The 22,141-nt window shown below is 71.0% G+C and carries 26 protein-coding genes; 16 read left to right on the top strand and 10 right to left on the bottom strand.

Annotated elements, in window-relative coordinates:
• Window positions 1-62: 62 nt before the first annotated feature.
• From F0U47_RS13900 to gcvT, 3 genes are read right to left on the bottom strand one after another with little or no spacing between them, the layout of a single operon-like run.
• Window positions 63-857, bottom strand: coding sequence for a thymidylate synthase (locus tag F0U47_RS13900; RefSeq protein ID WP_149751072.1), 795 nt, complete (start codon window positions 855-857; stop codon window positions 63-65).
• A gap of 39 nt (window positions 858-896) precedes the next feature.
• Window positions 897-1,166: a hypothetical protein gene (locus tag F0U47_RS13895; protein WP_149751071.1), complete on the bottom strand. Its 270-nt coding sequence runs from the start codon at window positions 1,164-1,166 to the stop codon at window positions 897-899.
• Entirely contained in the window at window positions 1,166-2,293 is a 1,128-nt protein-coding gene (gcvT, locus tag F0U47_RS13890) for a glycine cleavage system aminomethyltransferase GcvT (protein ID WP_149751070.1), read from the bottom strand. Before gcvT ends, F0U47_RS13895 begins: the two co-directional genes overlap by 1 nt.
• A gap of 56 nt (window positions 2,294-2,349) precedes the next feature.
• Between gcvT and F0U47_RS13885 the strand changes: the two genes are divergently transcribed.
• Window positions 2,350-3,852, top strand: a complete 1,503-nt coding sequence (locus tag F0U47_RS13885) for a leucyl aminopeptidase (protein WP_149751069.1) — start codon at window positions 2,350-2,352, stop codon at window positions 3,850-3,852.
• A gap of 8 nt (window positions 3,853-3,860) precedes the next feature.
• Here the strand turns inward: F0U47_RS13885 and F0U47_RS13880 are convergent, their stop codons facing one another.
• Window positions 3,861-4,253 (bottom strand): hypothetical protein, encoded by a 393-nt coding sequence (locus tag F0U47_RS13880; protein WP_246159625.1) that lies wholly within the window; start codon window positions 4,251-4,253, stop codon window positions 3,861-3,863.
• 173 nt (window positions 4,254-4,426) lie between these two features.
• On the opposite strand from F0U47_RS13880, the gene lpdA reads away from it, so the two are divergent.
• The 3 genes from lpdA to F0U47_RS13865 all read left to right on the top strand — a co-directional run bounded on the left by lpdA (window position 4,427) and on the right by F0U47_RS13865 (window position 8,668).
• Entirely contained in the window at window positions 4,427-5,842 is a 1,416-nt protein-coding gene (gene lpdA / locus F0U47_RS13875) for a dihydrolipoyl dehydrogenase (RefSeq protein ID WP_246159624.1), read from the top strand.
• 38 nt (window positions 5,843-5,880) lie between these two features.
• Complete coding sequence (gene sucB, locus F0U47_RS13870; protein WP_149751067.1) at window positions 5,881-7,707, top strand: 2-oxoglutarate dehydrogenase, E2 component, dihydrolipoamide succinyltransferase; 1,827 nt, start codon at window positions 5,881-5,883, stop codon at window positions 7,705-7,707.
• Window positions 7,708-7,771: 64 nt separating this feature from the next.
• Window positions 7,772-8,668: a TIGR01777 family oxidoreductase gene (locus F0U47_RS13865; protein WP_149751066.1), complete on the top strand. Its 897-nt coding sequence runs from the start codon at window positions 7,772-7,774 to the stop codon at window positions 8,666-8,668.
• On the opposite strand, the gene F0U47_RS13860 is transcribed toward F0U47_RS13865, so the two are convergent.
• Entirely contained in the window at window positions 8,614-9,231 is a 618-nt protein-coding gene (locus F0U47_RS13860) for a hypothetical protein (protein ID WP_149751065.1), read from the bottom strand. The genes F0U47_RS13865 and F0U47_RS13860 overlap by 55 nt on opposite strands.
• Before the next feature lie 71 nt (window positions 9,232-9,302).
• On the opposite strand from F0U47_RS13860, the gene lipB reads away from it, so the two are divergent.
• The 5 genes from lipB to F0U47_RS13835 all read left to right on the top strand — a co-directional run bounded on the left by lipB (window position 9,303) and on the right by F0U47_RS13835 (window position 13,825).
• Window positions 9,303-10,034, top strand: coding sequence for a lipoyl(octanoyl) transferase LipB (lipB, locus tag F0U47_RS13855; protein WP_149751064.1), 732 nt, complete (start codon window positions 9,303-9,305; stop codon window positions 10,032-10,034).
• A gap of 105 nt (window positions 10,035-10,139) precedes the next feature.
• On the top strand, window positions 10,140-11,078 hold the full coding sequence (locus F0U47_RS13850) for an ABC transporter ATP-binding protein (protein ID WP_149751063.1): 939 nt from the start codon (window positions 10,140-10,142) through the stop codon (window positions 11,076-11,078).
• Window positions 11,075-12,064 (top strand): hypothetical protein, encoded by a 990-nt coding sequence (locus F0U47_RS13845; protein WP_149751062.1) that lies wholly within the window; start codon window positions 11,075-11,077, stop codon window positions 12,062-12,064. Before F0U47_RS13850 ends, F0U47_RS13845 begins: the two co-directional genes overlap by 4 nt.
• Before the next feature lie 42 nt (window positions 12,065-12,106).
• Window positions 12,107-13,063 carry a lipoyl synthase gene (gene lipA, locus F0U47_RS13840; RefSeq protein ID WP_149751061.1) on the top strand — a complete coding sequence of 319 codons (957 nt, stop codon included), beginning with the start codon at window positions 12,107-12,109 and terminating at the stop codon, window positions 13,061-13,063.
• Between the two features lie 51 nt (window positions 13,064-13,114).
• On the top strand, window positions 13,115-13,825 hold the full coding sequence (locus tag F0U47_RS13835; protein WP_149751060.1) for a DUF4191 domain-containing protein: 711 nt from the start codon (window positions 13,115-13,117) through the stop codon (window positions 13,823-13,825).
• 7 nt (window positions 13,826-13,832) lie between these two features.
• On the opposite strand, the gene F0U47_RS13830 is transcribed toward F0U47_RS13835, so the two are convergent.
• On the bottom strand, window positions 13,833-14,273 hold the full coding sequence (locus F0U47_RS13830) for an RDD family protein (RefSeq protein WP_149751059.1): 441 nt from the start codon (window positions 14,271-14,273) through the stop codon (window positions 13,833-13,835).
• Between the two features lie 229 nt (window positions 14,274-14,502).
• Here F0U47_RS13830 and glnA point away from each other — a divergent pair, with 229 nt between their 5' ends.
• Window positions 14,503-15,924, top strand: a complete 1,422-nt coding sequence (glnA, locus tag F0U47_RS13825) for a type I glutamate--ammonia ligase (protein WP_149751058.1) — start codon at window positions 14,503-14,505, stop codon at window positions 15,922-15,924.
• 107 nt (window positions 15,925-16,031) lie between these two features.
• On the opposite strand, the gene F0U47_RS13820 is transcribed toward glnA, so the two are convergent.
• From F0U47_RS13820 to F0U47_RS13810, 3 genes are read right to left on the bottom strand one after another with little or no spacing between them, the layout of a single operon-like run.
• Window positions 16,032-16,337, bottom strand: coding sequence for a hypothetical protein (locus F0U47_RS13820; RefSeq protein ID WP_149751057.1), 306 nt, complete (start codon window positions 16,335-16,337; stop codon window positions 16,032-16,034).
• A 2-nt stretch (window positions 16,338-16,339) separates the two neighbouring features.
• Entirely contained in the window at window positions 16,340-17,443 is a 1,104-nt protein-coding gene (locus F0U47_RS13815; protein WP_149751056.1) for a tyrosine-type recombinase/integrase, read from the bottom strand.
• The gene (locus F0U47_RS13810) at window positions 17,421-17,858 is read right to left on the bottom strand and encodes a helix-turn-helix domain-containing protein (RefSeq protein ID WP_149751055.1); all 438 of its coding nucleotides are present in this window, start codon (window positions 17,856-17,858) and stop codon (window positions 17,421-17,423) included. The genes F0U47_RS13815 and F0U47_RS13810 overlap by 23 nt, the downstream gene beginning before the upstream one ends.
• A gap of 98 nt (window positions 17,859-17,956) precedes the next feature.
• Here F0U47_RS13810 and F0U47_RS13805 point away from each other — a divergent pair, with 98 nt between their 5' ends.
• The 6 genes from F0U47_RS13805 to F0U47_RS13780 all read left to right on the top strand — a co-directional run bounded on the left by F0U47_RS13805 (window position 17,957) and on the right by F0U47_RS13780 (window position 21,702).
• Entirely contained in the window at window positions 17,957-18,154 is a 198-nt protein-coding gene (locus tag F0U47_RS13805) for a helix-turn-helix transcriptional regulator (protein ID WP_246159623.1), read from the top strand.
• Between the two features lie 192 nt (window positions 18,155-18,346).
• Window positions 18,347-18,592: a hypothetical protein gene (locus tag F0U47_RS13800; RefSeq protein WP_149751053.1), complete on the top strand. Its 246-nt coding sequence runs from the start codon at window positions 18,347-18,349 to the stop codon at window positions 18,590-18,592.
• 163 nt (window positions 18,593-18,755) lie between these two features.
• Window positions 18,756-19,211, top strand: coding sequence for a hypothetical protein (locus F0U47_RS13795; RefSeq protein ID WP_149751052.1), 456 nt, complete (start codon window positions 18,756-18,758; stop codon window positions 19,209-19,211).
• Window positions 19,208-19,495 (top strand): hypothetical protein, encoded by a 288-nt coding sequence (locus F0U47_RS13790; RefSeq protein WP_149751051.1) that lies wholly within the window; start codon window positions 19,208-19,210, stop codon window positions 19,493-19,495. The genes F0U47_RS13795 and F0U47_RS13790 overlap by 4 nt, the downstream gene beginning before the upstream one ends.
• Window positions 19,495-20,541: an AAA family ATPase gene (locus F0U47_RS13785; RefSeq protein WP_149751050.1), complete on the top strand. Its 1,047-nt coding sequence runs from the start codon at window positions 19,495-19,497 to the stop codon at window positions 20,539-20,541. Before F0U47_RS13790 ends, F0U47_RS13785 begins: the two co-directional genes overlap by 1 nt.
• A gap of 624 nt (window positions 20,542-21,165) precedes the next feature.
• A complete protein-coding gene (locus F0U47_RS13780) occupies window positions 21,166-21,702 on the top strand; it encodes a hypothetical protein (RefSeq protein WP_149751049.1) in 537 nt (178 codons plus the stop codon).
• Between the two features lies 1 nt (window position 21,703).
• Here the strand turns inward: F0U47_RS13780 and F0U47_RS13775 are convergent, their stop codons facing one another.
• Complete coding sequence (locus F0U47_RS13775; protein ID WP_149751048.1) at window positions 21,704-22,132, bottom strand: hypothetical protein; 429 nt, start codon at window positions 22,130-22,132, stop codon at window positions 21,704-21,706.
• Window positions 22,133-22,141 lie beyond the last annotated feature (9 nt).

The following is a 22,141-nucleotide window of genomic DNA, read 5'->3' as shown; positions in this document are numbered from 1 at the left end:
TCCCCGCGGCGTTGTTCGTCGGAGGAGCGAAGCGGGGGAGACGAAGAACGCCGTGGGGTGGTTCATACTGCGATCGGGGCCTTGATGCCGGGGTGGGGGTCGTAGCCCTCCACGGCGATGTCCTCGAGCTCGAAGGCGTCGATCTCGGTGACCGCCGGGTCGAGGACCAGCTTGGGCAGCGGGCGCGGGTCGCGGGTGAGCTGCAGCCGGGCCTGCTCGAGGTGGTTGGAGTAGAGGTGGGCGTCGCCGAGGGTGTGCACGAAGTCGCCGACCTGGAGCTCGCACACCTGCGCGACCATGTGGGTGAGCAGCGCGTAGGACGCGATGTTGAACGGCACGCCGAGGAACACGTCGGCCGAGCGCTGGTAGAGCTGGCAGCTCAGCCGTCCCTCCGCGACGTAGAACTGGAAGAGGGTGTGACAGGGCGCGAGCGCCATCTGGGGGATGTCCGCGGGGTTCCAGGCCGACACGATGTGACGACGGCTGTCGGGGTTGCTGCGGATCTGCTGGATGACCTCGGCGAGCTGGTCGATGTGGCGTCCGTCCGGGGTCGGCCAGGAGCGCCACTGGGCGCCGTACACCGGTCCGAGGTCGCCGTTCGCGTCCGCCCACTCGTCCCAGATGGTGATGCCGCGGTCCTGCAGCCACTTGACGTTGGTGTCGCCGCGGAGGAACCACAGCAGCTCCCCGAAGACGGAGCGGGTGTGGATCTTCTTCGTGGTCACCAGCGGGAAGCCGGCGTTGAGGTCGAAGCGCATCTGGTGGCCGAACACGCTCAGCGTGCCGGTGCCGGTGCGGTCGCCCTTCTCCGCTCCCTCGTCGAGGATCCGCTGCACGAGATCGAGGTAGGCCTGCACGCTGCTCAGCCTAGATGGTGGGTACGACGAGGTGGCGGCTCACGCGCTGAGTGACATGGGGCCGTAGACGACCCGGTCCAGCTCCATCAGGGTCACCGCGACCACGCCGGCGCCCTTGAGCTCCGACCAGGTCTCCCCGATCCACGACTCGGCGTCGGCCTGGCTGGCGAACCGGCGGTCGGCGTACTCGTCGGCGGCCTCGCCGGACAGCGTCACCTCGGCGCCGTCGGCGTCCTCGAGGCGCCACCACCAGGGGCGCTCCGACGGCGTCGGCTGGCGGAACGCGGGAGGGGGCTCGGGAAGGTTCATCAGGACTCCCGGACCGAGGTGTCGACGAACGGTGGCTTGACGACCTTGAACACCTCGCGCCGGCCGCGGACGTCGACGGCGACCTCGCCGTCGTCGGCGACCACGCTGGCGATCAGCGCCAGGCCGATGCCCTGCTTCAGGCTCGGCGAGAACGTGCCGGAGGTGACCTCGCCCAGGCGCACGTCGGGCACCAGCGAGATCGGCATGTGCGGCCGCGGGATCGCGCGTCCGGTCGAGACGATGCCGACCAGCTTGCGACGGGGACCGCGCTCCTTCTCGGCGAGGACGGCCTCGCGGCCCCAGAACTCCGGCTTCTTCCAGCCCACCGCCCAGCCGAGCCGGGCCTCGTTGGGGGTGACCGTCGGACCGATGTCCTGGCCGTGGAGCGGGTAGCCCATCTCGGTGCGCAGCGTGTCGCGGGCGCCCAGGCCGCACGGCAGGATGCCGTGCTCCTCGCCGGCCGCCAGCACGGCGTCCCACAGCTGCGGGGCGACCTCGCTGGGCGCGATCAGCTCGTAGCCACGCTCGCCCGTGTAGCCGGTGCGACACACGATGACCGGGTGGCCGTCGTGGTCGGCCTCGACGAACGTGAGGTAGTCGTGCCCGACCGGCAGCCCGGCCGCGGCCAGGACCTCGTCGGACTTCGGGCCCTGGACGGCGAGCACGGCGTAGTCGGCGTGGTGGTTGACCACCTCGACCCCGTCCGGAGCGGCCGCTGCGAGCCTGCTGAACACCTCTGCGTTGTTGGCCGCGTTGGGGACGAGGAGCACGTGCTCGTCGTCCCGGTAGTAGCTGAAGATGTCGTCGATGATGCCGCCGGTCTCGGCGTCGAGGCACAGGGTGTACTGCGCACGACCGGGACCGATCCGGCCGAGGTCGTTGCTGAGCGTGGCGTTGACGAACGCGACGGCACCGGGGCCACGGACGACGATCTTGCCGAGGTGGCTGACGTCGAAGATGCCGACGGCGGTGCGGACCGCGTTGTGCTCCTCGACGATGCCGGAGTACTGCAGCGGCATCTCCCAGCCGCCGAACTCGGCGAACTTCGCACCGAGGGCCTCGTGCCGGTCGTGGAGCGGCGAGCGGGCCGGTGCGGCCTCGTTCGTCGGCTGGGTTCCGTCGAGCATGTCGGCGACTCTACCGACGCGGCTCCGCCTCGGGCCGACGTCTACCCTTCCGGCGTATGACGTCCTACGCCCTGCGCACCGCCAGCCCCGCCAAGACCCGGGCGGAGGCAGTGGTGGTCGGCGTCGTACCGGGCAAGGGCGGCCGCGCCGGCTCGGCGAGGCTCGCGCCCGGCGGCGAGGACGTCGCCCAGGCGTACGGCCGCAAGCTCGCGCCGCTGCTGGCCACCCTCGGTCTCAACGGCAAGCCGGGCGAGGTCGCGAAGGTCCCCACCAGCGGCACCATCACCTCGCCGCTCCTCGTGCTCGTCGGCCTGGGTGCCGACCCCGACCCGCTCTCGGTGCGCCGTGCCGCCGGCGCCGCTGCGCGCGCCGTCACGAACGCCGCGTCGGTGGCGGTGGCACTGCCCGCGGACACGCCCGAGCTTGTGCGGTCGGTGCTGGAGGGCTACCGGCTCGGGGGCTACACGTTCACGCGCTACAAGAGCGGCCCCGCCCCCTCAGGGCCCGCCGAGATCGTCGTCCTGTCGCCGGCCGCGCGGCGCAAGGAGGCGATCGCCGCCTTTGACGACGCGCAGGTCGTGGTCGACGCGGTGGTCGCCGCGCGCGACTGGGTCAACACCCCGCCGGGCGACCTCACCCCCGGCCTGTTCGCCGACGAGATCGCGGCGGCGGCGAAACCGGTGGCCGGCGTCAAGGCGACGGTGTACGACGAGGCGAAGCTCGCCGAGATCGGCTGCGGGGGCATCCTCGGGGTCGGTGCCGGCTCGGCCGCTCCCCCGCGCCTGGTCGAGCTGGACTACCGCCCGAAGGGCGCGACGACCCACCTCGCGCTGGTCGGCAAAGGCATCACCTTCGACTCCGGCGGCCTCACCATCAAGCCGGCCACGAGCATGCCGACGATGAAGGAGGACATGGCGGGCGCCGCGGCCGTCGTGCAGGCCGTCCTCGCGATCGCCCGCCTCAAGCTGCCGGTCCGCATCACCGGCATCGCCGCGCTGGCGGAGAACATGGTGGGCGGAGCGTCGTTCCGCCCCGGCGACGTGCTCACGACGTACGGCGGGACGACCGTCGAGATCAGCAACACCGACGCGGAGGGCCGGCTGGTCCTGGCCGACGCGCTCGGCCGGGCGGTCGAGCGCAAGCCCGACCTCGTCGTGGACGTCGCGACCCTGACCGCCCACATGTCCCTCGCGCTGGGCGACCGGATGTGCGGCGTGATGGGCGACGACGCCGTCGTCGAGCAGGTGCTCGCAGCCGCGGCGGCCGGCGGCGAGGAGGCCTGGCCGATGCCGATCCCCGAGCACATGGAGGAGCGGATCCGCACGTCGAAGGTCGCCGACCTCACCCAGCACGACTGGATCCGGTGGGGCGGCGGGCTGTTCGCGGCGGCGTTCCTCCGGGAGTTCACCGGCGGCCTGCCCTGGGCCCACCTCGACATCGCCGGCCCGGCGTTCAACAAGGGGGGTCCGGTCGGCCACTGGACCGCGGGCGGGACCGGCTACGGCGTCGCCACGCTGGTCGAGCTCGCCCGGGACCTCGCCGCGGTCGGGAGCGACTGACCCTCGGGTCAGGTCTCGCGCGGCTTGTACTGCTCGTAGTCGGCGGCCTTCTGCTTCTTCATCCGGGAGTTGTAGTCGCGCATCCGCTGCGGGATGCCGACCACGGCGGCGTCGTACGACGGCACCTGGTGGCGGTTGCAGAAGTCATGGGCCCACTTCACGCCGGGCACCCGGCGGCGCGTCCACTCGCCGTCGTGGGCGACCAGGAGCAGGGTCACCTCGCTGACCGCGGTGCGGGGCTCGACGAAGCCCTCGACCCCACGGCGGGCGCCGACCCACTCGTGCAGGTGCGCCTCGTCGACCTTGTCCGCGGCGCGGACGCGCGTCGACCCGGTGCGGGCCGCATCACGCGCCGGCCCGCTCATCTTCGGTCCCTTCCGGAACCGGCTCCACAAGCCCATGCGGCCCAGTGTGCCCGATCGGGCCAGGGTCGTGCGGCGAACCACGATCGGGCTCCACGCGCCAGGACCACCGCCGGGCGGGATCGCTACCCGTCAGTACGAAGGCCGTTGCGCTGAGCAACGCGGGTGGTGCAAGGATGGGCGCCGCACCCGAACGAGAGGGAGGACGAGCGGTGGCCGAGGCCGACGGCGACAACGTGGTCGACGTTCTTATCCTGGGCGCGGGGTCGGGCGGCTACGCCTGTGCTCTCCGCGCCGCCCAGCTGGGTCTCAGCGTGGCGCTCGTCGAGCAGGCGAAGCTCGGAGGCACCTGCCTCCACGTCGGCTGCATCCCTACGAAGGCGCTGCTGCACGCGGCCGAGATCGCGGACGCGACGCGCGAGGCGGACAGCTTCGGCGTGCTGGCGAAGTTCGACGGCATCGATGCCGCCGGCGTGCTCGGCTACGCCGACGGCGTGGTCAGCCGTCTCTTCAAGGGGCTGACCGGCCTGGTGAAGAGCCGCGGCATCCGCGTCGTGGAGGGCCGCGGCACGCTGACGGGGCCGCGTGAGGTGACGGTCGAGGGTCCTCATGGCCCAGTGACCCTGACCGGCCGCGACGTCGTGCTCGCCACCGGCTCCGCGCCGCGGCTGCTGCCTGGCATCGAGATCGACGGCAGCCGGGTCCTGACCTCCGACGACGCACTACGGCTCGACCGCGTCCCCTCCTCGGCGATCGTGCTCGGCGGAGGCGTCATCGGTTGTGAGTTCGCGAGCGTGTGGCGCAGCTTCGGCGCCGACGTCACCATCGTCGAGGCGCTCCCCCGGCTGCTGCCGCCCGAGGACGCCGCGTCCTCGGCCGCGCTGGAGCGGGCGTTCCGCCGTCGCGGCATCACCTCGCGCACCGGCACGTCGGTCACCGCCGTCACCACTGCCTCGGATGACGACGGCGGCGGTGTCGTCGTCACGCTGTCGGACGACACCGAGCTGCGCGCCGACGTGCTCCTCGTCGCCGTCGGCCGGGTCCCCCGCACCGACGGGCTGGGCTACGCCGAGCAGGGCGTCACTCTCGACCGCGGTTTCGTCACCGTCGACGACCACTGCCGCACCGGCGTCGACGGCGTGTGGGCGGTCGGCGACATCGTCCCCGGTCTCCAGCTCGCGCACCGCGGCTTCCAGCAGGGCATCTTCGTGGCCGAGCAGATCGCCGGCCTGAGCCCGCGCCCGATCGACGAGCGCGGCATCCCGCGGGTCACCTACTCGCGGCCCGAGGTCGCGTCCGTCGGACTCACCGAGGAGCAGGCCAAGGAGGAGTATGGCGACGACGCCGTCACCACGTTGACCTACGACCTCGCCGGCAACGGCAGGTCGCAGATCCTCCGCACCCAGGGGTTCGTCAAGCTGGTCCGCCAGGTCGACGGCCCGGTCGTCGGCGTCCACCTCGTCGGCGAGCGGGTTGGCGAGCTGATCGGCGAGGCCCAGCTCGTCTACGGCTGGGAGGCGCACCCCGACGACGTCGCGCCCCTGGTGCACGCGCACCCGACCCAGCACGAGGCCATCGGCGAGGCGTTCCTCGCCCTGGCCGGCAAGCCCCTGCACACCCACAGCTGACCACAAGTCACCGAAACACAAACGAGGACGAGGATTCCATGGCCACCGAAGTCACCCTCCCGGCACTCGGCGAGTCCGTCACCGAAGGCACCGTCACCCGCTGGCTGAAGCAGGTCGGCGACGAGGTCGCCGTCGACGAGGCGCTGCTCGAGGTCTCGACCGACAAGGTCGACACCGAGATCCCGTCGCCCGTGGCCGGCACCCTCGTGGAGATCAAGGCCTCCGAGGACGAGACCGTCGAGGTCGGCGCCGTGCTCGCGCTGATCGGCGACGCGGGTGAGGGTTCCGGCGGCGGCGAGGCCCCGGCCGAGGAGGCTCCCGCCGAGGAGGCACCGGCGCAGGAGGCTCCGGCCGAGGAGTCGGCCCCCGAGCCCGAGCCCGCTGCGCAGGAGCCCGCCCAGGCCGAGCAGCCGTCAGCGCCCGAGGCCCCGGCTGCCGAGGCGCAGCCGTCGTCCGGTGGTTCCGCGGACGGCACTCCCGTCACGCTGCCGGCGCTCGGTGAGTCCGTCACCGAGGGCACCGTCACCCGCTGGCTGAAGCAGGTCGGCGACGAGGTGGCCGTCGACGAGGCGCTGCTCGAGGTCTCGACCGACAAGGTCGACACCGAGATCCCGTCGCCCGTGGCCGGCACCCTGCTCGAGATCAAGGCCTCCGAGGACGAGACCGTCGAGGTCGGCGCCGTGCTCGCCATCGTCGGGTCCGGCTCCCCCTCGGAGGCTCCGGCCCAGCAGGAGGCGCCGCCCCAGCAGGAGGAGCAGGCCCCCCAGCAGGAGGAGCAGGCTCCGGCCCAGCAGGAGGAGCAGGCTCCGGCCCAGCAGCAGGAAGCCCCGGCCCAGCAGCAGGCCCCCGCCCAGGAGAAGGCTCCCGAGCCTGCTCCTGCCCCGCAGCAGCACGCTGCACCTTCCGCTCCGGCTCCTGCCGGCGGCGGAGACGGCCCCGGCTACGTCACGCCCCTGGTCCGCAAGCTGGCCGCCCAGCACGGCGTGGACCTCGCCACCGTCAAGGGCCGCGGCGTCGGCGGCCGGATCCGCAAGCAGGACGTCCTCGACGCCGCGGAGGCCCAGAAGGCCGCCGCTGCCCCGGCGGCGCCCGCGGCCGCGGCCCCGGCTGCTTCCTCCGCCCCCGCGCCTGCGGCGTCGGCCTCGCCCTCGCCGCTGCGCGGCCAGACCGTCCCGGTCAGCCGCCTGCGCAAGATCATCGCCCAGCGGATGGTCGAGTCGCTCCAGACATCGGCGCAGCTCACCCAGGTGATCGAGGTCGACGTCACCAACATCGCGCGGCTGCGCGAGGCGACGAAGGCTGACTTCCAGGCCCGGGAGGGCGTGAAGCTCAGCTACCTGCCGTTCTTCGCGAAGGCCGCGATCGACGCCCTGAAGCAGCACCCGTCGCTCAACGCCACCATCGACCTGGAGAAGGGCGAGGTGACCTACCACGACCGCGAGAACATCGCGTTCGCGGTCGACACCGAGAAGGGACTGCTCACGCCGGTCGTCAAGGACGCCGGCGACCTCTCGGTCTCGGGGCTGGCGAAGAAGATCGCCGACGTGGCCGGCCGCACCCGCAGCAACAAGATCGGACCCGACGAGCTCTCCGGCGGCACCTTCACGATCACCAACCTCGGCAGCGTGGGCGCCCTGTGGGACACCCCGATCATCAACCAGCCGCAGGTCGCGATCCTCGGGCCCGGCGCCGTGGTGAAGCGCCCGGTCGTCATCGACGACGAGGACCTCGGCGAGACCATCGCGGTGCGCCACATGGTCCACCTCGCGCTGACCTACGACCACCGCCTGGTCGACGGCGCCGACGCCGGCCGCTTCCTCCAGGAGGTCAAGAAGCGCCTCGAGGCCGGCCAGTTCGAGGTCTGAGGCCGACGCTCCTCGAAACCCGTGACCCCCGGGTGCTCGCGCACTGCGTGACAGGGTGGGTGACATGGGACTCCACGTGGTCATGGCCGGCAGCTCGGGCTTCCTCGGCACTCACCTGACGGCCGAGCTCGATCGGCGCGGTCACTCGGTCACCGCCCTCGTGCGGCGTCCGTCCGAGCGACCGGACGAGTCCAGCTGGGACCCCTACGAGGGGAAGGTCGACCGCGCCCTCGTCGCCGGCGCGGACCTCGTGGTCAACCTCGCCGGCTCACCGACCCTCGGCAACCCGCACTCGCAGAAGTGGGCGACCGCGCTGCGCGAGTCGCGGGTGCGGACGACCGAGGTCCTGGCGGGCGCGATCGCGGCGGCGCCCGAGCCGCCGGCGTTCCTCGCCGGCAACGCCGTGGCTTGGTACGGCGACCACGGGCCGGCCCAGCTCACCGAGGCGGCCGACAGCCGCGGCCACTCCCTGATGACGTCGGTGTGCCGCGAGTGGCAGGCGGCGGCGCAGCCTGCCGTCGACGCCGGCGCGCGGGTCGTCTTCCTGCGCACGTCGCCGATCATGGATCGCTCCGCCCCGCCGCTCCAGCAGCTGCGGCTGCTCTTCAAGGCCGGTCTCGGCGGGCGGATCGGGAGCGGCCGGCAGCACATGCCGATGATCTCGCTGGGCGACTGGGTGGGCGCGGCGGCGTACCTCGCCGAGCACCCGATCGTCTCCGGCCCCGTCAACATGACCTGCGTGGAGACGCCGACCAACGCCGAGTTCACCAGGGCGCTCGCCAGCGCGCTCCACCGGCCGGCGTTCGCAACCGTGCCCGGCCCGGTCATCAAGCTCGGCGCCGGTCGGGCCGCGTCGGAGCTGCTCGGCTCGCTCAACACCCGTCCGCAGGCCCTGCTGGACCTGGGCTACCAGTTCGCCGACCCCGACGTCACCGCGGTGCTGGCGAGCGGTCTCTCGTAGACGGCGGCGAGCGCCCACCCGTCCCGCGCGAGCCGGAACTCCAGCCGCCGGGTGGTCAGCCCGTCCTGCGGCAGCGCTTGCGGCTCGCCCCGGCCGAACGGCACGGCGACCGCGTCGGCCAGACGATCGGTGACGAGGAGCACGATCCGCCGCTCGGTGCGCACCCGCAGCTGGACGGAGTGCACCTGCATCGTCATCCGTCGCACCCGGAGGCCGCGCTCCATCCACCGGCGGAGCATGGCGACGTCGCGGACCCCCACGGCCGACCCCGGGAGGTAGATGCGCCGCAGCGCCGCGACGTCACCGCGCGCCCACGCCGCTGACCGGGCACGGTCCCAGTCACGCAGCACTGCGAGCGACGCCACCGCCTCGGTCATCGTCACCGACCCGGCCAGCCGCGGCGCTACGACCGGGGAAGGGCTGCTGCGGTCGTCCCCCGGTGTCGACCGCAGCAGCCCGGTCACGACCAGCACGACCACTGCCACCACGATCACCGTGGCGACCGCGAGGGTCACCCGGAGCTGGGGCGGCGACGCGGCGCACGCGTCGGGGTCCGTCGTCATGCCGTCAGTCCTATCCCGCGGAGGGCGACGACGCATCCGGCTGTCCACAGGCTCCGAGTACCCTCGATCCCGTGACCGACCTGCAGTTCCAGGAAGCCGGCCTCGGTGCCGACGCGATCGACTACCTCGCCGCCTGGGACCTCCAGCGTCGCGTGCACGAGCAGGTCACCGCGGGCGACCGTCCCGGCACCGTGCTGCTGCTCGAGCACCCGCCGGTCTTCACCGCCGGCAAGCGCACCGCCCCGCACGAGCGCCCCGCCGACCCGGGAGGTGCGGCCGTCATCGACGTCGACCGCGGCGGCAAGATCACCTTCCACGGCCCTGGCCAGCTGGTCGGCTACCCCATCGTCCGGCTCCCCGACCACGTCAAGGTGGTCGACTACGTCCGCCGGGTCGAGGAGGCGCTGATCGCGGTCTGCGCCGACCTCGGCGTCACCACCGCCCGCGTGCCCGGCCGCAGCGGCGTCTGGCTCCAGGCCGACGCGCGGGGCCCGGAGCGCAAGATCGCCGCCATCGGCATCCGCGTCAGCCGCGGCGTGACGATGCACGGGTTCGCGCTCAACTGCGACGTCGACCTGGGGTGGTACGACCGGTTCGTCCCGTGCGGCATCGCCGACGCCGGCGTCACCTCCCTCACCAACGAGCTCGGCCGCGACGTCACGGTCGTCGACGTGCTGCCGTCGGTGCGCCGGCACCTGGGCGAGCTCCTCGCCTGGCAGCCCTACGACGCCACGCCCGACTACGAGCCCCGCCCCGAGCCCGGCCGGACCCCGAAGATCCCGCTGCTGGCCCCCTCGGCCTGACCAGATCCGCGGCGACCTGCCCGCGCGTCGCGCCCGCCACCCAACCATTCGGCGTGGTCCCATCGTCTGACCATCCGGAGGGGGCGACAGAAAGAGGGACATCGGGTGAGCGACCTGGTCATCGAGACGACCGGCCTGCGGAAGGAGTTCCGCAGCCTGCGCGGCGGCCTGCGGGTCGCCGTACACAACCTGGACCTGGCGGTGCCCGCCGGCGGGGTGCACGGCTTCCTCGGCCCCAACGGGTCCGGCAAGACCACGACCATCCGGATGCTGCTCGGCCTGGCCCGACCGACCCGCGGGACCATGAAGCTGTTCGGCCAGCCGGTGCCACGCCATCTGCCGCAGGTGATCGGACGCGTCGGCGCCGTCGTCGAGTCGCCGAAGTTCTCCCCCAACTTCACCGGGCGGCGCAACCTGCAGCTGCTGGCGGGCGCGATCGGCGCCCCGGCCGGGCGGGTGGACGCGGCGATCGAGACGGTCAAGCTGATCGGCCGCGAGAAGGACCGCTACAAGTCCTACTCGCTCGGCATGAAGCAGAGGCTGGCGATCGCGGCCACGCTCCTCAAGCAGCCCGACCTGCTGATCCTCGACGAGCCCACCAACGGCCTCGACCCGGCCGGCATCCGCGAGATCCGCGAGACCATCCGCGACCTCGGAGACTCCGGCGTGACCGTGCTGCTGAGCTCGCACATCCTGGCCGAGGTCCAGCAGGTCTGCACCTCGGCGACGATCATCGGCAACGGCCGGCTGCTGGCGTCCGGCACCGTCGACGAGCTGCTCGGCATGGGTACGTCGTACCGCGTCTCCGTGCCGGACCCCACCGCGGCCGCGCACGTCCTCGCCCGGGCCGGCTTCGCGCCGGCGGCCATCGACGGCGAGCTCCACGTCGACGCCGACCGACCCGCGGACCTCACTCGGGTGCTCGGTGAGGCCGGGATCTGGCTGACCGAGCTGACCCCGCTCCGCGCCGACCTGGAGGCCTACTTCCTCCAGCTCACCGAGGGTGAGCAGCTCGGCCAGGACGCAGAGGAGGCAGTGGCATGACGCGCCTCCTCCGCGTCGAGCTGACCCGGCTCCTCTCCCGGCGGGCGGTGCTCGTGCTGCTCGTGGTGGCGGTCGCGATCCCGACTGTGATCGGCGTCGCCACCGTCCTCAACTCCCGGCCTCCTTCCCCTGCCGAGATCGCCAACGCCGAGCGCTCCCTCGAGCAGGAGATGGAATCCCCGTGGTTCCAGAAGCAGCTCGCGAAGTGCGAGGCCAACCCGGGTCGCTGGGGGGTCGAGCCGGGCCCGGACGTCGAGCAGTCGTGCGCGGAGTCGATGGGCATGACCATCCACAACTACCTCTGGTGGAACGAGCTGCAGCTCGTCGAGGAGCGGGACAGCGGGTCCGGGCTCGCCGTCGTGATCGTGCTGGCGATCCTGATGATGCTGGCGGGCACGACGTTCGCCGGGCACGACTGGGCGAGCGGATCGGTCAGCAACCAGCTGCTCTTCGAGCCACGACGTCCGCTGGTCTGGGCCGCCAAGGCGGTCGTCGTGACGGCGGTGACGGGGGTGTTCGCCGCCGTCGTCATCACGGCCTACTGGCTGTTCCTCGGCGCGGTCGCCCGCTCCCGCGATCTCCCCGTCGGCGACGGGCTGCTGCTCGACTGCCTCCGGAGTGGCTGGCGCGGCGCCGGTGTCGCTGCCGCCGCGGCGCTGGCCGGCTATGGCCTCACCATGCTGTTCCGCAGCACGGTGGCGGCGCTCGGCATCCTGCTCGCGTCCAGCGTCGCCGGTGGCGTCGTGCTCGCGGTGGTCGGGATCGGCTCGGTCTGGAACCCCGGCCTCAACGTCGCAGCGGTCATCCTCGACGGCGCGACCTACTGGGCGGACGTGCAGTGCCCCGGCGAGGCGGCTCTTCCCGGTGAGACCTGCAGCGTCGAGAGGACCCTGCCGCTGGGCCGCGCGCTGTGGTTCCTCGGCGTCGGCCTGGTGCTGTTCGCCACCGCCTCGGTGGCGTCGTTCCAGCGTCGCGACGTGCCCTGACCGAAGCGGGGCTTCGCCCCCCTGCGGGGTACTCTTGCGGGCGTGTCCGCCCCCGTTCCCGAAGGCCGCAAGCTCCTCCGTCTCGAGGTCCGCAACGCTGAGACCCCGATCGAGCGGAAACCCTCGTGGATCAAGACCCGGGCGAAGATGGGGCCGGAGTACACCGCGCTCCAGAGCCTGGTGAAGTCCGAGGGCCTGCACACGGTCTGCCAGGAGGCGGGCTGCCCCAACATCTTCGAGTGCTGGGAGGACCGCGAGGCGACGTTCCTCATCGGCGGCGACCAGTGCACGCGGCGCTGCGACTTCTGCCAGATCGACACCGGCAAGCCACAGCCGCTCGACCGGGACGAGCCCCGTCGCGTCGCGGAGTCGGTGCGCTCGATGCAGCTGCGCTACGCCACGATCACCGGCGTCGCCCGCGACGACCTCGCCGACGGCGGCGCCTGGCTCTACGCCGAGACCGTGCGCGCCATCCACGAGCTCAACCCGGACACGGGCGTGGAGAACCTCATCCCCGACTTCAACGGCAAGCCCGACCTGCTGGCCGAGGTGTTCGAGTCGCGGCCCGAGGTGCTCGCCCACAACGTCGAGACCGTGCCGCGGATCTTCAAGCGGATCCGGCCGGCCTTCCGCTACGACCGCTCCCTCGACGTGCTGACCCAGGCCCGCGCGTTCGGGCTGGTCACCAAGTCCAACCTCATCCTCGGCATGGGCGAGACCGCTGCGGAGGTCAGCCAGGCGATGCGCGACCTCCACGCCGCCGGCACCGAGCTGCTCACGATCACCCAGTACCTCCGCCCCTCCGTGCGGCACCACCCGGTCGAGCGGTGGGTCAAGCCCGAGGAGTTCGTCGAGCTCCAGCAGGAGGCGACCGAGATCGGGTTCGTCGGGGTCCTCTCAGGACCGCTCGTGCGTTCGTCGTACCGTGCCGGTCGGCTGTACCGTCAGGCGATGGACGCCCGGGCCACGGAGAGCTCCGTCACCACGGCTTCGGCCTGAGCGCCCACCACCAGCACACCCGCAGAGAAGTCAGGCAGGCAGCACACCGCGATGTCGAACCAGCCCCTGGACCCGTCGACCATGAGCCGACGCCGGCAGATCATCGAGACCTTCCGGATGACCAAGCAGGTCGACCGGGCCGTCGGCTGGTGGATGCTCGGCGCGTTCCTCCTCTTCGGCGCCATCGGCTTCGGCATCTTCTGGGCGCTCCCCGGCGGCGGCGTGATCGAGATGGTCATGGCGGTCGTCGGCGGCCTGCTGTTCGGCTTCCTCGGCATGATGATCGTCTTCAGCCGGAGGGCCCAGAAGGCGGCCTATGCCCGCATGGAGGGTCAGGTCGGCGCCGGCGCCCGCGCGCTCACCATGCTGCGACGCGGCTGGAAGCTCGAGGAGGTCGTCGGCTTCACCAAGCAGCAGGACATGGTGCACCGCGTGGTCGGGCCTCCGGGCATCGTCCTGGTCGGCGAGGGCAACCCCAACCGGCTCCGCCAGCTGATGATCAGCGAGCGCAGGAAGCACGAGCGGGTCGCCGCCGACTACCCCGTGCACGAGGTCTACGTCGGCACCGGCGAGGGCCAGGTGCCGCTGCCGAAGCTGGTGCGCCACGTCCAGAAGCTCGGCCGCCAGGTCAAGCCGGCCGAGCAGACCGACATCATCAACCGGCTCAAGGCGCTCGACGCGCAGCGGCCGAAGGTGCCGCTCCCCCGGGGTCCGGTGCCGACCAGCATGAAGGGCATGCGCGGCAACCTGCGCGGCAAGTGATCGAAGGTCAGACGCCGGTGGTCGTCAGCCGCCGGTAGGTCTGCATGTCGACGGTCGCCGTGCCGGCGATCATGTCGTGGAGGCCGCGGCCGTCCTGCCGGAAGACCAGCGGCGGGATCACCGCCACGACCGCCACCTGGCGGAGCAGCAGCGGGAGCGGGTTGGAGAGGCGCCCCCGCCCCTTCGCGGGTACGACGCGCAGGCCGGTCACCAGCTTGCCGAACGAGCCGGCGAGCAGCCAGGTCAGCAGCGTCGCCTCGAGCACGTAGACCGCGAGCGTGTAGAGCTGGGCGGGCGAGCCCGGCTCACCGTACGTGTCCAGGCCGACGAACGCGATCACGACCAGCGTCGAGGCGATCCAGTCGACGAAGATCGCGAGGATCCGCCGTCCCCACGACGCGGTGGGGAACGGGACGGTGGCGGCGGGCTGGCCTGGCTGCACGGACATCGCCGTCACCCTAGTGACCCGGCCGCGGACCCTCCCAACCCCGGTCTCAGAAACCTGTTACATCCCCGAAACAATGTGGTCATGGTCGAGAAACGGCCCCTCCGTAGGTTCCTGGACAGGCGGTCGTCGCGCAGCGTGGCGTAGGTACGATGCCGCGATCTACACCCCTCGATTCCGGTGTTGCCGGATCCAAACTGTTGGCTGACTACCGTCAGCCGAGGAGGAACGAATGTTCAGCAACAGCGAAGAGCTGCTCAAGTTCATCGCGGACGAGGGCGTCGAGATGGTCGACGTCCGGTTCTGTGACCTGCCCGGAATCATGCAGCACTTCACCGTCCCGGTCTCGTCGTTCGACCAGTCGGTCTTCGACGACGGTCTGAACTTCGACGGCTCGTCGATCCGGGGATTCCAGGCCATCAACGAGTCGGACATGGCGCTGTTCCCGGACCCGACGACGGCGTACGTCGACCCGTTCCGCAAGGCCAAGACGCTCAACGTCAACTTCTTCATCCACGACCCGATCACCGGTGAGCCCTACTCCCGCGACCCGCGCAACATCGCGAAGAAGGCGCTCGCCTACCTCAACACCACGGGCATCGCGGACACCGCGTACTTCGCGCCTGAGGCGGAGTTCTACATCTTCGACTCGGTGCGCTACTCGACCTCCGAGAACGAGGCGTTCTACCACATCGACTCGATCGAGGGCTGGTGGAACTCCGGCGACGACACCGCGCCGAACCTCGGCTACAAGACCCGCTTCAAGGGCGGCTACTTCCCCGTCGCGCCGTACGACCACTACGGCGACCTGCGCGACGACATGGTGAAGAACCTCGAGGCCTGCGGCCTCCAGGTCGAGCGCGGCCACCACGAGGTCGGGACCGCCGGCCAGGCGGAGATCAACTACCGCTTCGACACGCTGCTCAAGGCCGCGGACGACGTGATGAAGTTCAAGTACCTCATCAAGAACACCGCCTGGGAGCAGGGCAAGTCGGTCACCTTCATGCCGAAGCCGATCTTCGGTGACAACGGCTCGGGCATGCACGTGCACCAGTCGCTGTGGAAGGGCGGCGACCCGCTGTTCTACGACGAGACCGGCTACGGCGGCCTCTCCGACATGGCCCGCTGGTACATCGGCGGCATCCTGAAGCACGCGCCGGCCGTGCTGGCGTTCACCAACCCGACGGTGAACTCGTACCACCGCCTGGTCCCGGGCTTCGAGGCCCCGATCTCGCTGGTCTACTCCTCGCGGAACCGGTCCGCCTCGGTCCGGATCCCGATCACGGGCACCAACCCCAAGGCCAAGCGCATCGAGACCCGCTTCCCCGACCCGTCGGCGAACCCGTACCTCGCGTTCTCGGCGCTCATGCTCGCGGGCCTCGACGGCATCCAGAACAAGATCGAGCCCGCCGCTCCGATCGACAAGGACATCTACGAGCTCCCGCCGGACGAGATGGCCGAGATCGACCAGGTGCCGACCTCGCTCGACGCCGTGCTCGACGCCCTCGAGGCCGACCACGAGTTCCTGACGGCCGGCAACGTCTTCACGCCGGACCTGATCGACACCTGGATCTCCTACAAGCGCGAGAACGAGATCGCCCCCGTGCAGCAGCGCCCGCACCCGCACGAGTTCGAGCTCTACTACGACATCTGAGCCTCAACCCGCCTCTGACCTGCGGAAACGCGATCTGAGGCGGGCACCAGTCCGCAGATAGTCCGCAAGAAGGGCCGTCGAGCACCCCGCTCGGCGGCCCTTCGCGCCTACTCCAGGCCGGCGCCGCGACGTTCCCGTAGCCGTCGCGCCACCTCCGCCACGACGGCTTCCGGCGTGCTTCTCGTTCGATCCGAGGCGAACGACACGAGCTCCTCGCAGACCTGCACGAGCTGCCACACCAAGGCGTCTCGCCGGGCATCGATGCCGAGCTCGTCATGGACCTGACGCCAGAGTGCCGCATCCGCATCCTGGTCGACGCGATCGCGCTGCACGCCGAGCGCGTCGGCACTCAGCCGCAGCGTCACCATGCCGACAACCAGCTGTTCCGCGACGACTGCCAGATCCTCGGCCATGGCTACTCTGCGGCCTGGCGCAGCACCTCGGCGCGCTCGGCGAGGAGCTCGTCGACCGCCGTCCGCGTGCTGTCGTCGGCGTCCGGCCATAGGTGTGCGTACGTGTCGAGCGTGGTCTTCGCGCTCGCGTGACGCAGCCTCGCCTGGACCACCTTCACGTCGGCGCCCTTCGCGATCAGCATCGAGGCGTAGAAGTGCCGCAGATCGTGGAATCGGAAGTCGACGGGCAGACCGGGGACCTTCTTGCGCGCCGAGCGGATCGCGCGCTCGAGCGTCCACGGTGCGAGCTGGTGGCCGAACTCGTTGACCAGGAGCGACCCCGGCCGGGGCCGGGCAGCGTCGGTGTCGTCGTCCGGGACGTACCGCGCGCAGTGGCTGGCGAGCTCGAGCGCGAGGCTCTGACCTACCGGGATCGGGGTCTGCGACGTCTCGCTCTTCAACGACTCGGCCGGGTACTGGACCGCCGGCGAGACGACGCCTCGGATGAAGTCGACGTCCTCGATTCTCAACCCGCAGGCTTCGGCTAGGCGGAGGCCGGCGAACGCGCCGAGCAGGACGGCCGCTCGGAGGTGCTCGGGCAACGCGTCGTGGAGCTCCCACATCTGCTCCGTGGTGCAGACGTAGGGCCGCTGCTTGCCCATCGGTGGCGACGTGCGGCGGGAGCAGGGGGACCGCGGGACCAGGCCGTCGTGGACCGCGTCGGCGAAGATCTGCGCGAGCCGGGAGTGCAAGGCGTACACGTAGGAGTCGGCCAGGCCCTCTGCGGAGAGCTGCGCGCACCAGGTGCGGACGTGCGACGGCCGGACAGCGCTTAGCTGCATGTCGCCGAACGCGGTACGGATCCGGGCGATGTGCACCTCGGCCTGCCGGACGGTGGTCTTCCGGTTGCCGCGATAGCCCTCGAGCCAGCGGTCACACCACTCCCCCACGGTCGTCCGCGCTTGGCGTGGCGCGACGTGGGTGCCGGCGACGAGCTTCGCAGTCTGCTCGTCGAGCCACCGCTGGGCGTCGACCTTCCGCTCGAAGTGCCGCGCGTGTTCGTGGCCGGCGTCGTCGCGGTACCGAGCCCGCCACTTTCCGTTGTCACGCTTCTTGATCGACGCCATCTTCTGCTTCCTTTCCGCGCACCATCCACTGCTCAATCCGCACCAATCGGTCCCGCGCTAGGCGGGCCTCCTCGCCCCAATATGTGGCCGCGACCTCGGCCCGTTGAGCGACCTCGACTGCGCGCTTGAGCTGCTCCTCGAGGCTCCCTGCGTCGGGCATGACCAGCTCTTGGAGTTCCAGCTGCAGCGCTTGCGCCAACGCCACCGCCTCGTTCAGCCGCACACGGCGCTCGCCCCGCTCGATCCGGGTGATAGCGGTCGCGTCGATGTCCACGCCCACCAAACGCATCCGGTCCGCGACCCGGGCTTGAGACAAGCCCTGGCGTTCGCGTTCGCTACGGACTCGCGCGGCGAAGACCTCTTCGGGCGTCGCGCCATCGTTGGCACTCGTTGACAGTCGTTGACTATCCTGCATATTTCGCAGCGTACTGCGATTTCTGTTGCTTGTCACTAGTTCGGCGGATTACTGTGATTTCAACAGTTCTCTGTGAGGAGCGCAGGATGGATCCACTGATGACGATCGACCAGGCGGCCGAACGGCTCTGCATGTCGGAGGCGACGCTTCGGTTCTGGCGACACAAGGGCATCGGACCCAAGTCGGCGAAGTTCGGCCGCCGCATCGTGTACCGCGAGAGCGATCTCAACGCGTGGATCGAGGCGCAGTTCGCGGCGGCGGCCGAGACCAACGGCCGGCCCACCCCAGCGGCGTGACCAGCTTCCGGCGGCGGGCCGAACCCCTTACCTCCTTGGGGCCCGTGGCCGGAGATGACGCAACGGCCGCCCCACTTGCCCGTGGGACGGCCGTGATCGACAGCTCCAGGCTCCACCGAGGAGGTCCCTCACATGATCACACGAGACCGGACGAGCCATCGCCCGGCCACACGAGTCCGGTTCGGTCCGAACATGCCCGACGTCGACCGGCTGCTGCTCGACGTCACGCTCGGCGCAGCGGCGCCCGGGGAGACGATCATCATCGACGTCGGCCGTCATCACTGGCTCCTCCTCGACAACGTGTGGCCTGACGTCATGCCGCTCGCTCCCGGCATCGCTCGCGCGATCGCCTGCGGCGTCCACGTCCTCTTCATTGGCCAGCCGCAGGCGGCCGCTACGTGGTGGCGATGCTTCTACGAACTTGGGGCGGCGGCATGACGGGCCACAGCACCGCGGCAATCCGGCGCGCTTGTAGCCAACGACTTCAACCTACGGACGATGTACCGGCTCGACGGCGGCGACCTCATCGGCGGCCAACACGAGAGCGCTACGAGGTGCCCACGCCGTGACGTGCGACCACGACTGCTGCCAACCGCCGCTGTTGACCCCAGAGGACTCCAAGCGGCTCGCCGACCAATGGGCGTCGGAGATGAAGGCCTACGAGGCCGAGCGGCTCCGCCTGCTCGGCACGCGAGTCGGAGGGCTGACCGGTCCGCGCGTCTTCGAGTTCTCGCGCAACCTCCTCGCCGAGGTCCTCGCACAGCACACGCCGGACCACTGGCTCACCGTCGCCGCGACCTTCGAACGGCAGAAGCCCGACCTCAACGACACCGACGCGGCCGACAGGATCGCAGACGTCGCACGGTGGCTTCGCCACGACGAACGCGCCCGCGCGTGCCGACGCCACGCCACTCTCGTGGGCGTCGACGTCGAGGCCGAGCTCGACGACCAGATCGAAGTCGTGCTCGCCGACTTCTGGGGCGCGATCGACCCGACCGGCCACGGCCGCCAGCGGATCCTCCTGCACCGTGCCGCCGACCAGGGAGCAGCCGCATGACGCTCGCAACCAGCACCCGCCGCGCCCCCACCGACGTCGCCGGCCTCACCGCGGAGGGCACCCACATGGCCTGCATCGACCCCGCCGGTGAGCTGCGCTACATCGCCGTCCGTGCGTGGGCTGTCGACGGACGCCCGATGTGCTTCTTCGCGAGCACGGGCCGCCTGATGCCGTACGACGCCACCGGCTACGAGCTCCACGGACCCGGCGACCAGATCCTCGGCTGCCAACGCTGCACCGCCCTCAAGCTCCGCGCCAGGCGAACCCTCAAGGCGGTCGACTGATGACCTCGAATCCCGTCGTCGAGGACTGGGTCTACGGCAGCGAGCCGGCAGAGGGACCTGGCGGGGCCGCCTTCGGGAACGTCCTCGGCGGCATCTACGGCCGATCCGAACTGACCGCCATCCCCAAGCCCGCCGACCTGATCGCCGACGTCGTAGCCAGCGGCGTCGTCGTGCTGGTAGGCGCCTGGGGCATCGGCAAAACCTTCCTCACCGTCGGCATGGCGTGCTCGGTCGCTACCGGCCGCACCTGGCTCGGCCACGACGTCAACGCAGCACCCGTCCTGTACGTCGTCGGCGAGGGATCCACCGGCCTCGACGACCGCCTGGCCGCCTGGGAGACCGCCTACAACCGCGGCAAGACCATCCCGGACGCCGACCTCACCATCGCCGTCCAGCCGAGAAGCCTCAGCGAACGCGAGACCTGGGCACGCCTCACCGAGCTCGCCCTGGCGAAGACCGTCCGGTTCGTCATCCTCGACACCTTCTCCAGCCTCGCCCCCGACGCCGACGAGACCAAAGACGCACCGCTGGTCATGCGCCGCGCCGCCGACCTCGCCACCGCAATCGGCGGCACCGTGCTCCTGGTCCACCACCCCGGATGGTCCGACGCCACCCGCACCCGCGGCGGCTACCAGTTCGAGGCCAACGCCGAGGAAGTTCTCCTCCTCACCGGCACCCCCGAAGACCCACTCGTCACCCTCAAGGTGAAGAAGCTCAAGGAAGGCACCCCCGGCCGCACCATCTGGCTGCGCCGCACGCCCATCCAGCTCACCGGTGACCGCCTCGGCCGCAACAGCATCGTCATGTCCACCATCGGCGCCGGCGAAGTCGACGCACCCATCCGCGACCGCATCGCCCTGATCCTCGCCAACTACGACGACGTCGGCGCCACCGGTCCCCAAGTCATGGCCGAGCTCAAGATCCCCGACGAGCAGCGCTCCACCTTCTACCGCAACCTCGCCGCCATGGTCCGCGACGACCAGATCCTCGTGGCCGGCAAGGGCAACGCCAGGCGCTACTTCACCACGAAGGAGACCGACCGATGACCCCCCGATCCGAGTCGCATCTCACAAAATCCGTGCGACTCGAGCAGACCCATGCGACTCACACCCCGAGCCGAGTCGCACCCGAGTCGCACCCGAGTCGCACCCGATCCCGACTCCGAGTCGCACCCGAGTCGCACATCCTGCGACCCGGCCAGCCGAGTCGCATCTCACCCCCCTCTATAGGGGTGAGACTGAGACTGGCGCGACGCGACACGAACTCCCATCCCCCGGGTGAGTCGCGGGCCGCGCGCTTGGCTCGATCCGGCGATGTGCAGATGCCCCGCGCGGTCTACTCGTGGCCGGTTGAGGCCGGATTCGCGGGGGTCCTGCGGACTGTGTGCGGACCGCGGACCGGGGCGTGTGGTGTTTCCGCAGGTCAGAGCCGGGTTGGTTCGCTCGGTTCGGAGTTGGACCCCAACTCCGACGCCCGATCTGGGGCCGCGGGAGGCGGTGCGTGGTGAGCCTCGAGGAGGACTGGTGTACGCCGAGGACGGTAGTGCGGTCGGGGGCGCACTGGCCGCGGCATCGGCATCGGGCGCGGCAGAAGAGGGCTCGTGCGCGTCGTGAGGCGAGGCAGCGTGCGCAGGCCCGGCGGGAGCTGCGTCGGAGGAAGGGGCGGCGGTCGTGAGCGCGGGCGAGTACTACGCCGAGAAGGCCGAGGGTGAGGAGGCGGGCGGCTGGGTGCCGGCGTTCCCGGGGCAGCGGCCGCCGTTCGCTCCTGGCAACGAGGTGGCCGACATGCGGTGGCAGGACAGCCATGGCGCGTACAGCCCGCGGAAGGTGGATCCGCTCGCGAAGGAGCTCGTTGACCTGGTGCTCGCTGACCCGTCGACCGCCTACCTGCAAGCCGGGCACTGGCGGCCGGCGCTGTACGCGTGGGCCCGCGCGGAGGCTCAGGTGCAGCTCGTCAGCGAGTGGCTCGCCGATCAGGCCACGGAGAAGCACCCGATCGGCGACCTCGGTGACGAGCGCGTACGCGCGGCGTACCTCCTCCTCCACCGCGCCGAGACGAGGGCGACGACCGGGCGAACGCGGCTCGGCCTCGACCCGCTGTCGGCGGCCCGGCTCGGCCGGGACAAGACGGCCGCTGCGCTCGATGCGGCGCAGCTGATGGCGCAGCTGGAGCGCCAGGAACGCGAGCGGGAGGAGCGTCGTGGCTGACTTAGATCGGGTGACCCTTGTCGTCCCGCGGTACACGCTGAACGGCCTCGAAGAGGTAGATCAGCGCAGCGAGGGCGAGGACTGCCGGCCCCGCGGCCATGATCTGCCACCACCAGTCCTCGCGGTCGATCAGCCAGATGGCTCCCCAGATGAAGACGAGCGCCAGGACCGCGCCGAGGACACTGGCTGTGACATCACGCGTCGCTTCGGCATCGAGTTTGCGGATCCTGCTGATCTGTTCGTCGAGGTAGCCGAGCATCGATGCACGGGCGGCGGTGCCCTCTGGAAGCTTGTCGAGCATGTCGACGTCGTGGCGCAGCCGGGACCGCAGTGCCCCTGGTCCGCGGCTGGCGCCGAGCGCGGCGACGGCGAGTGGGGCTGCCGTCGCCAGTACCTGACCGACCATTCGCCAGTCGATGTTTTCGAGCACGGCGTCACC

The organism is Nocardioides antri, assembly GCF_008373765.1.
Lineage (GTDB): Bacteria > Actinomycetota > Actinomycetes > Propionibacteriales > Nocardioidaceae > Nocardioides > Nocardioides antri.
This window is presented reverse-complemented; position numbering and strand designations above follow the sequence as displayed.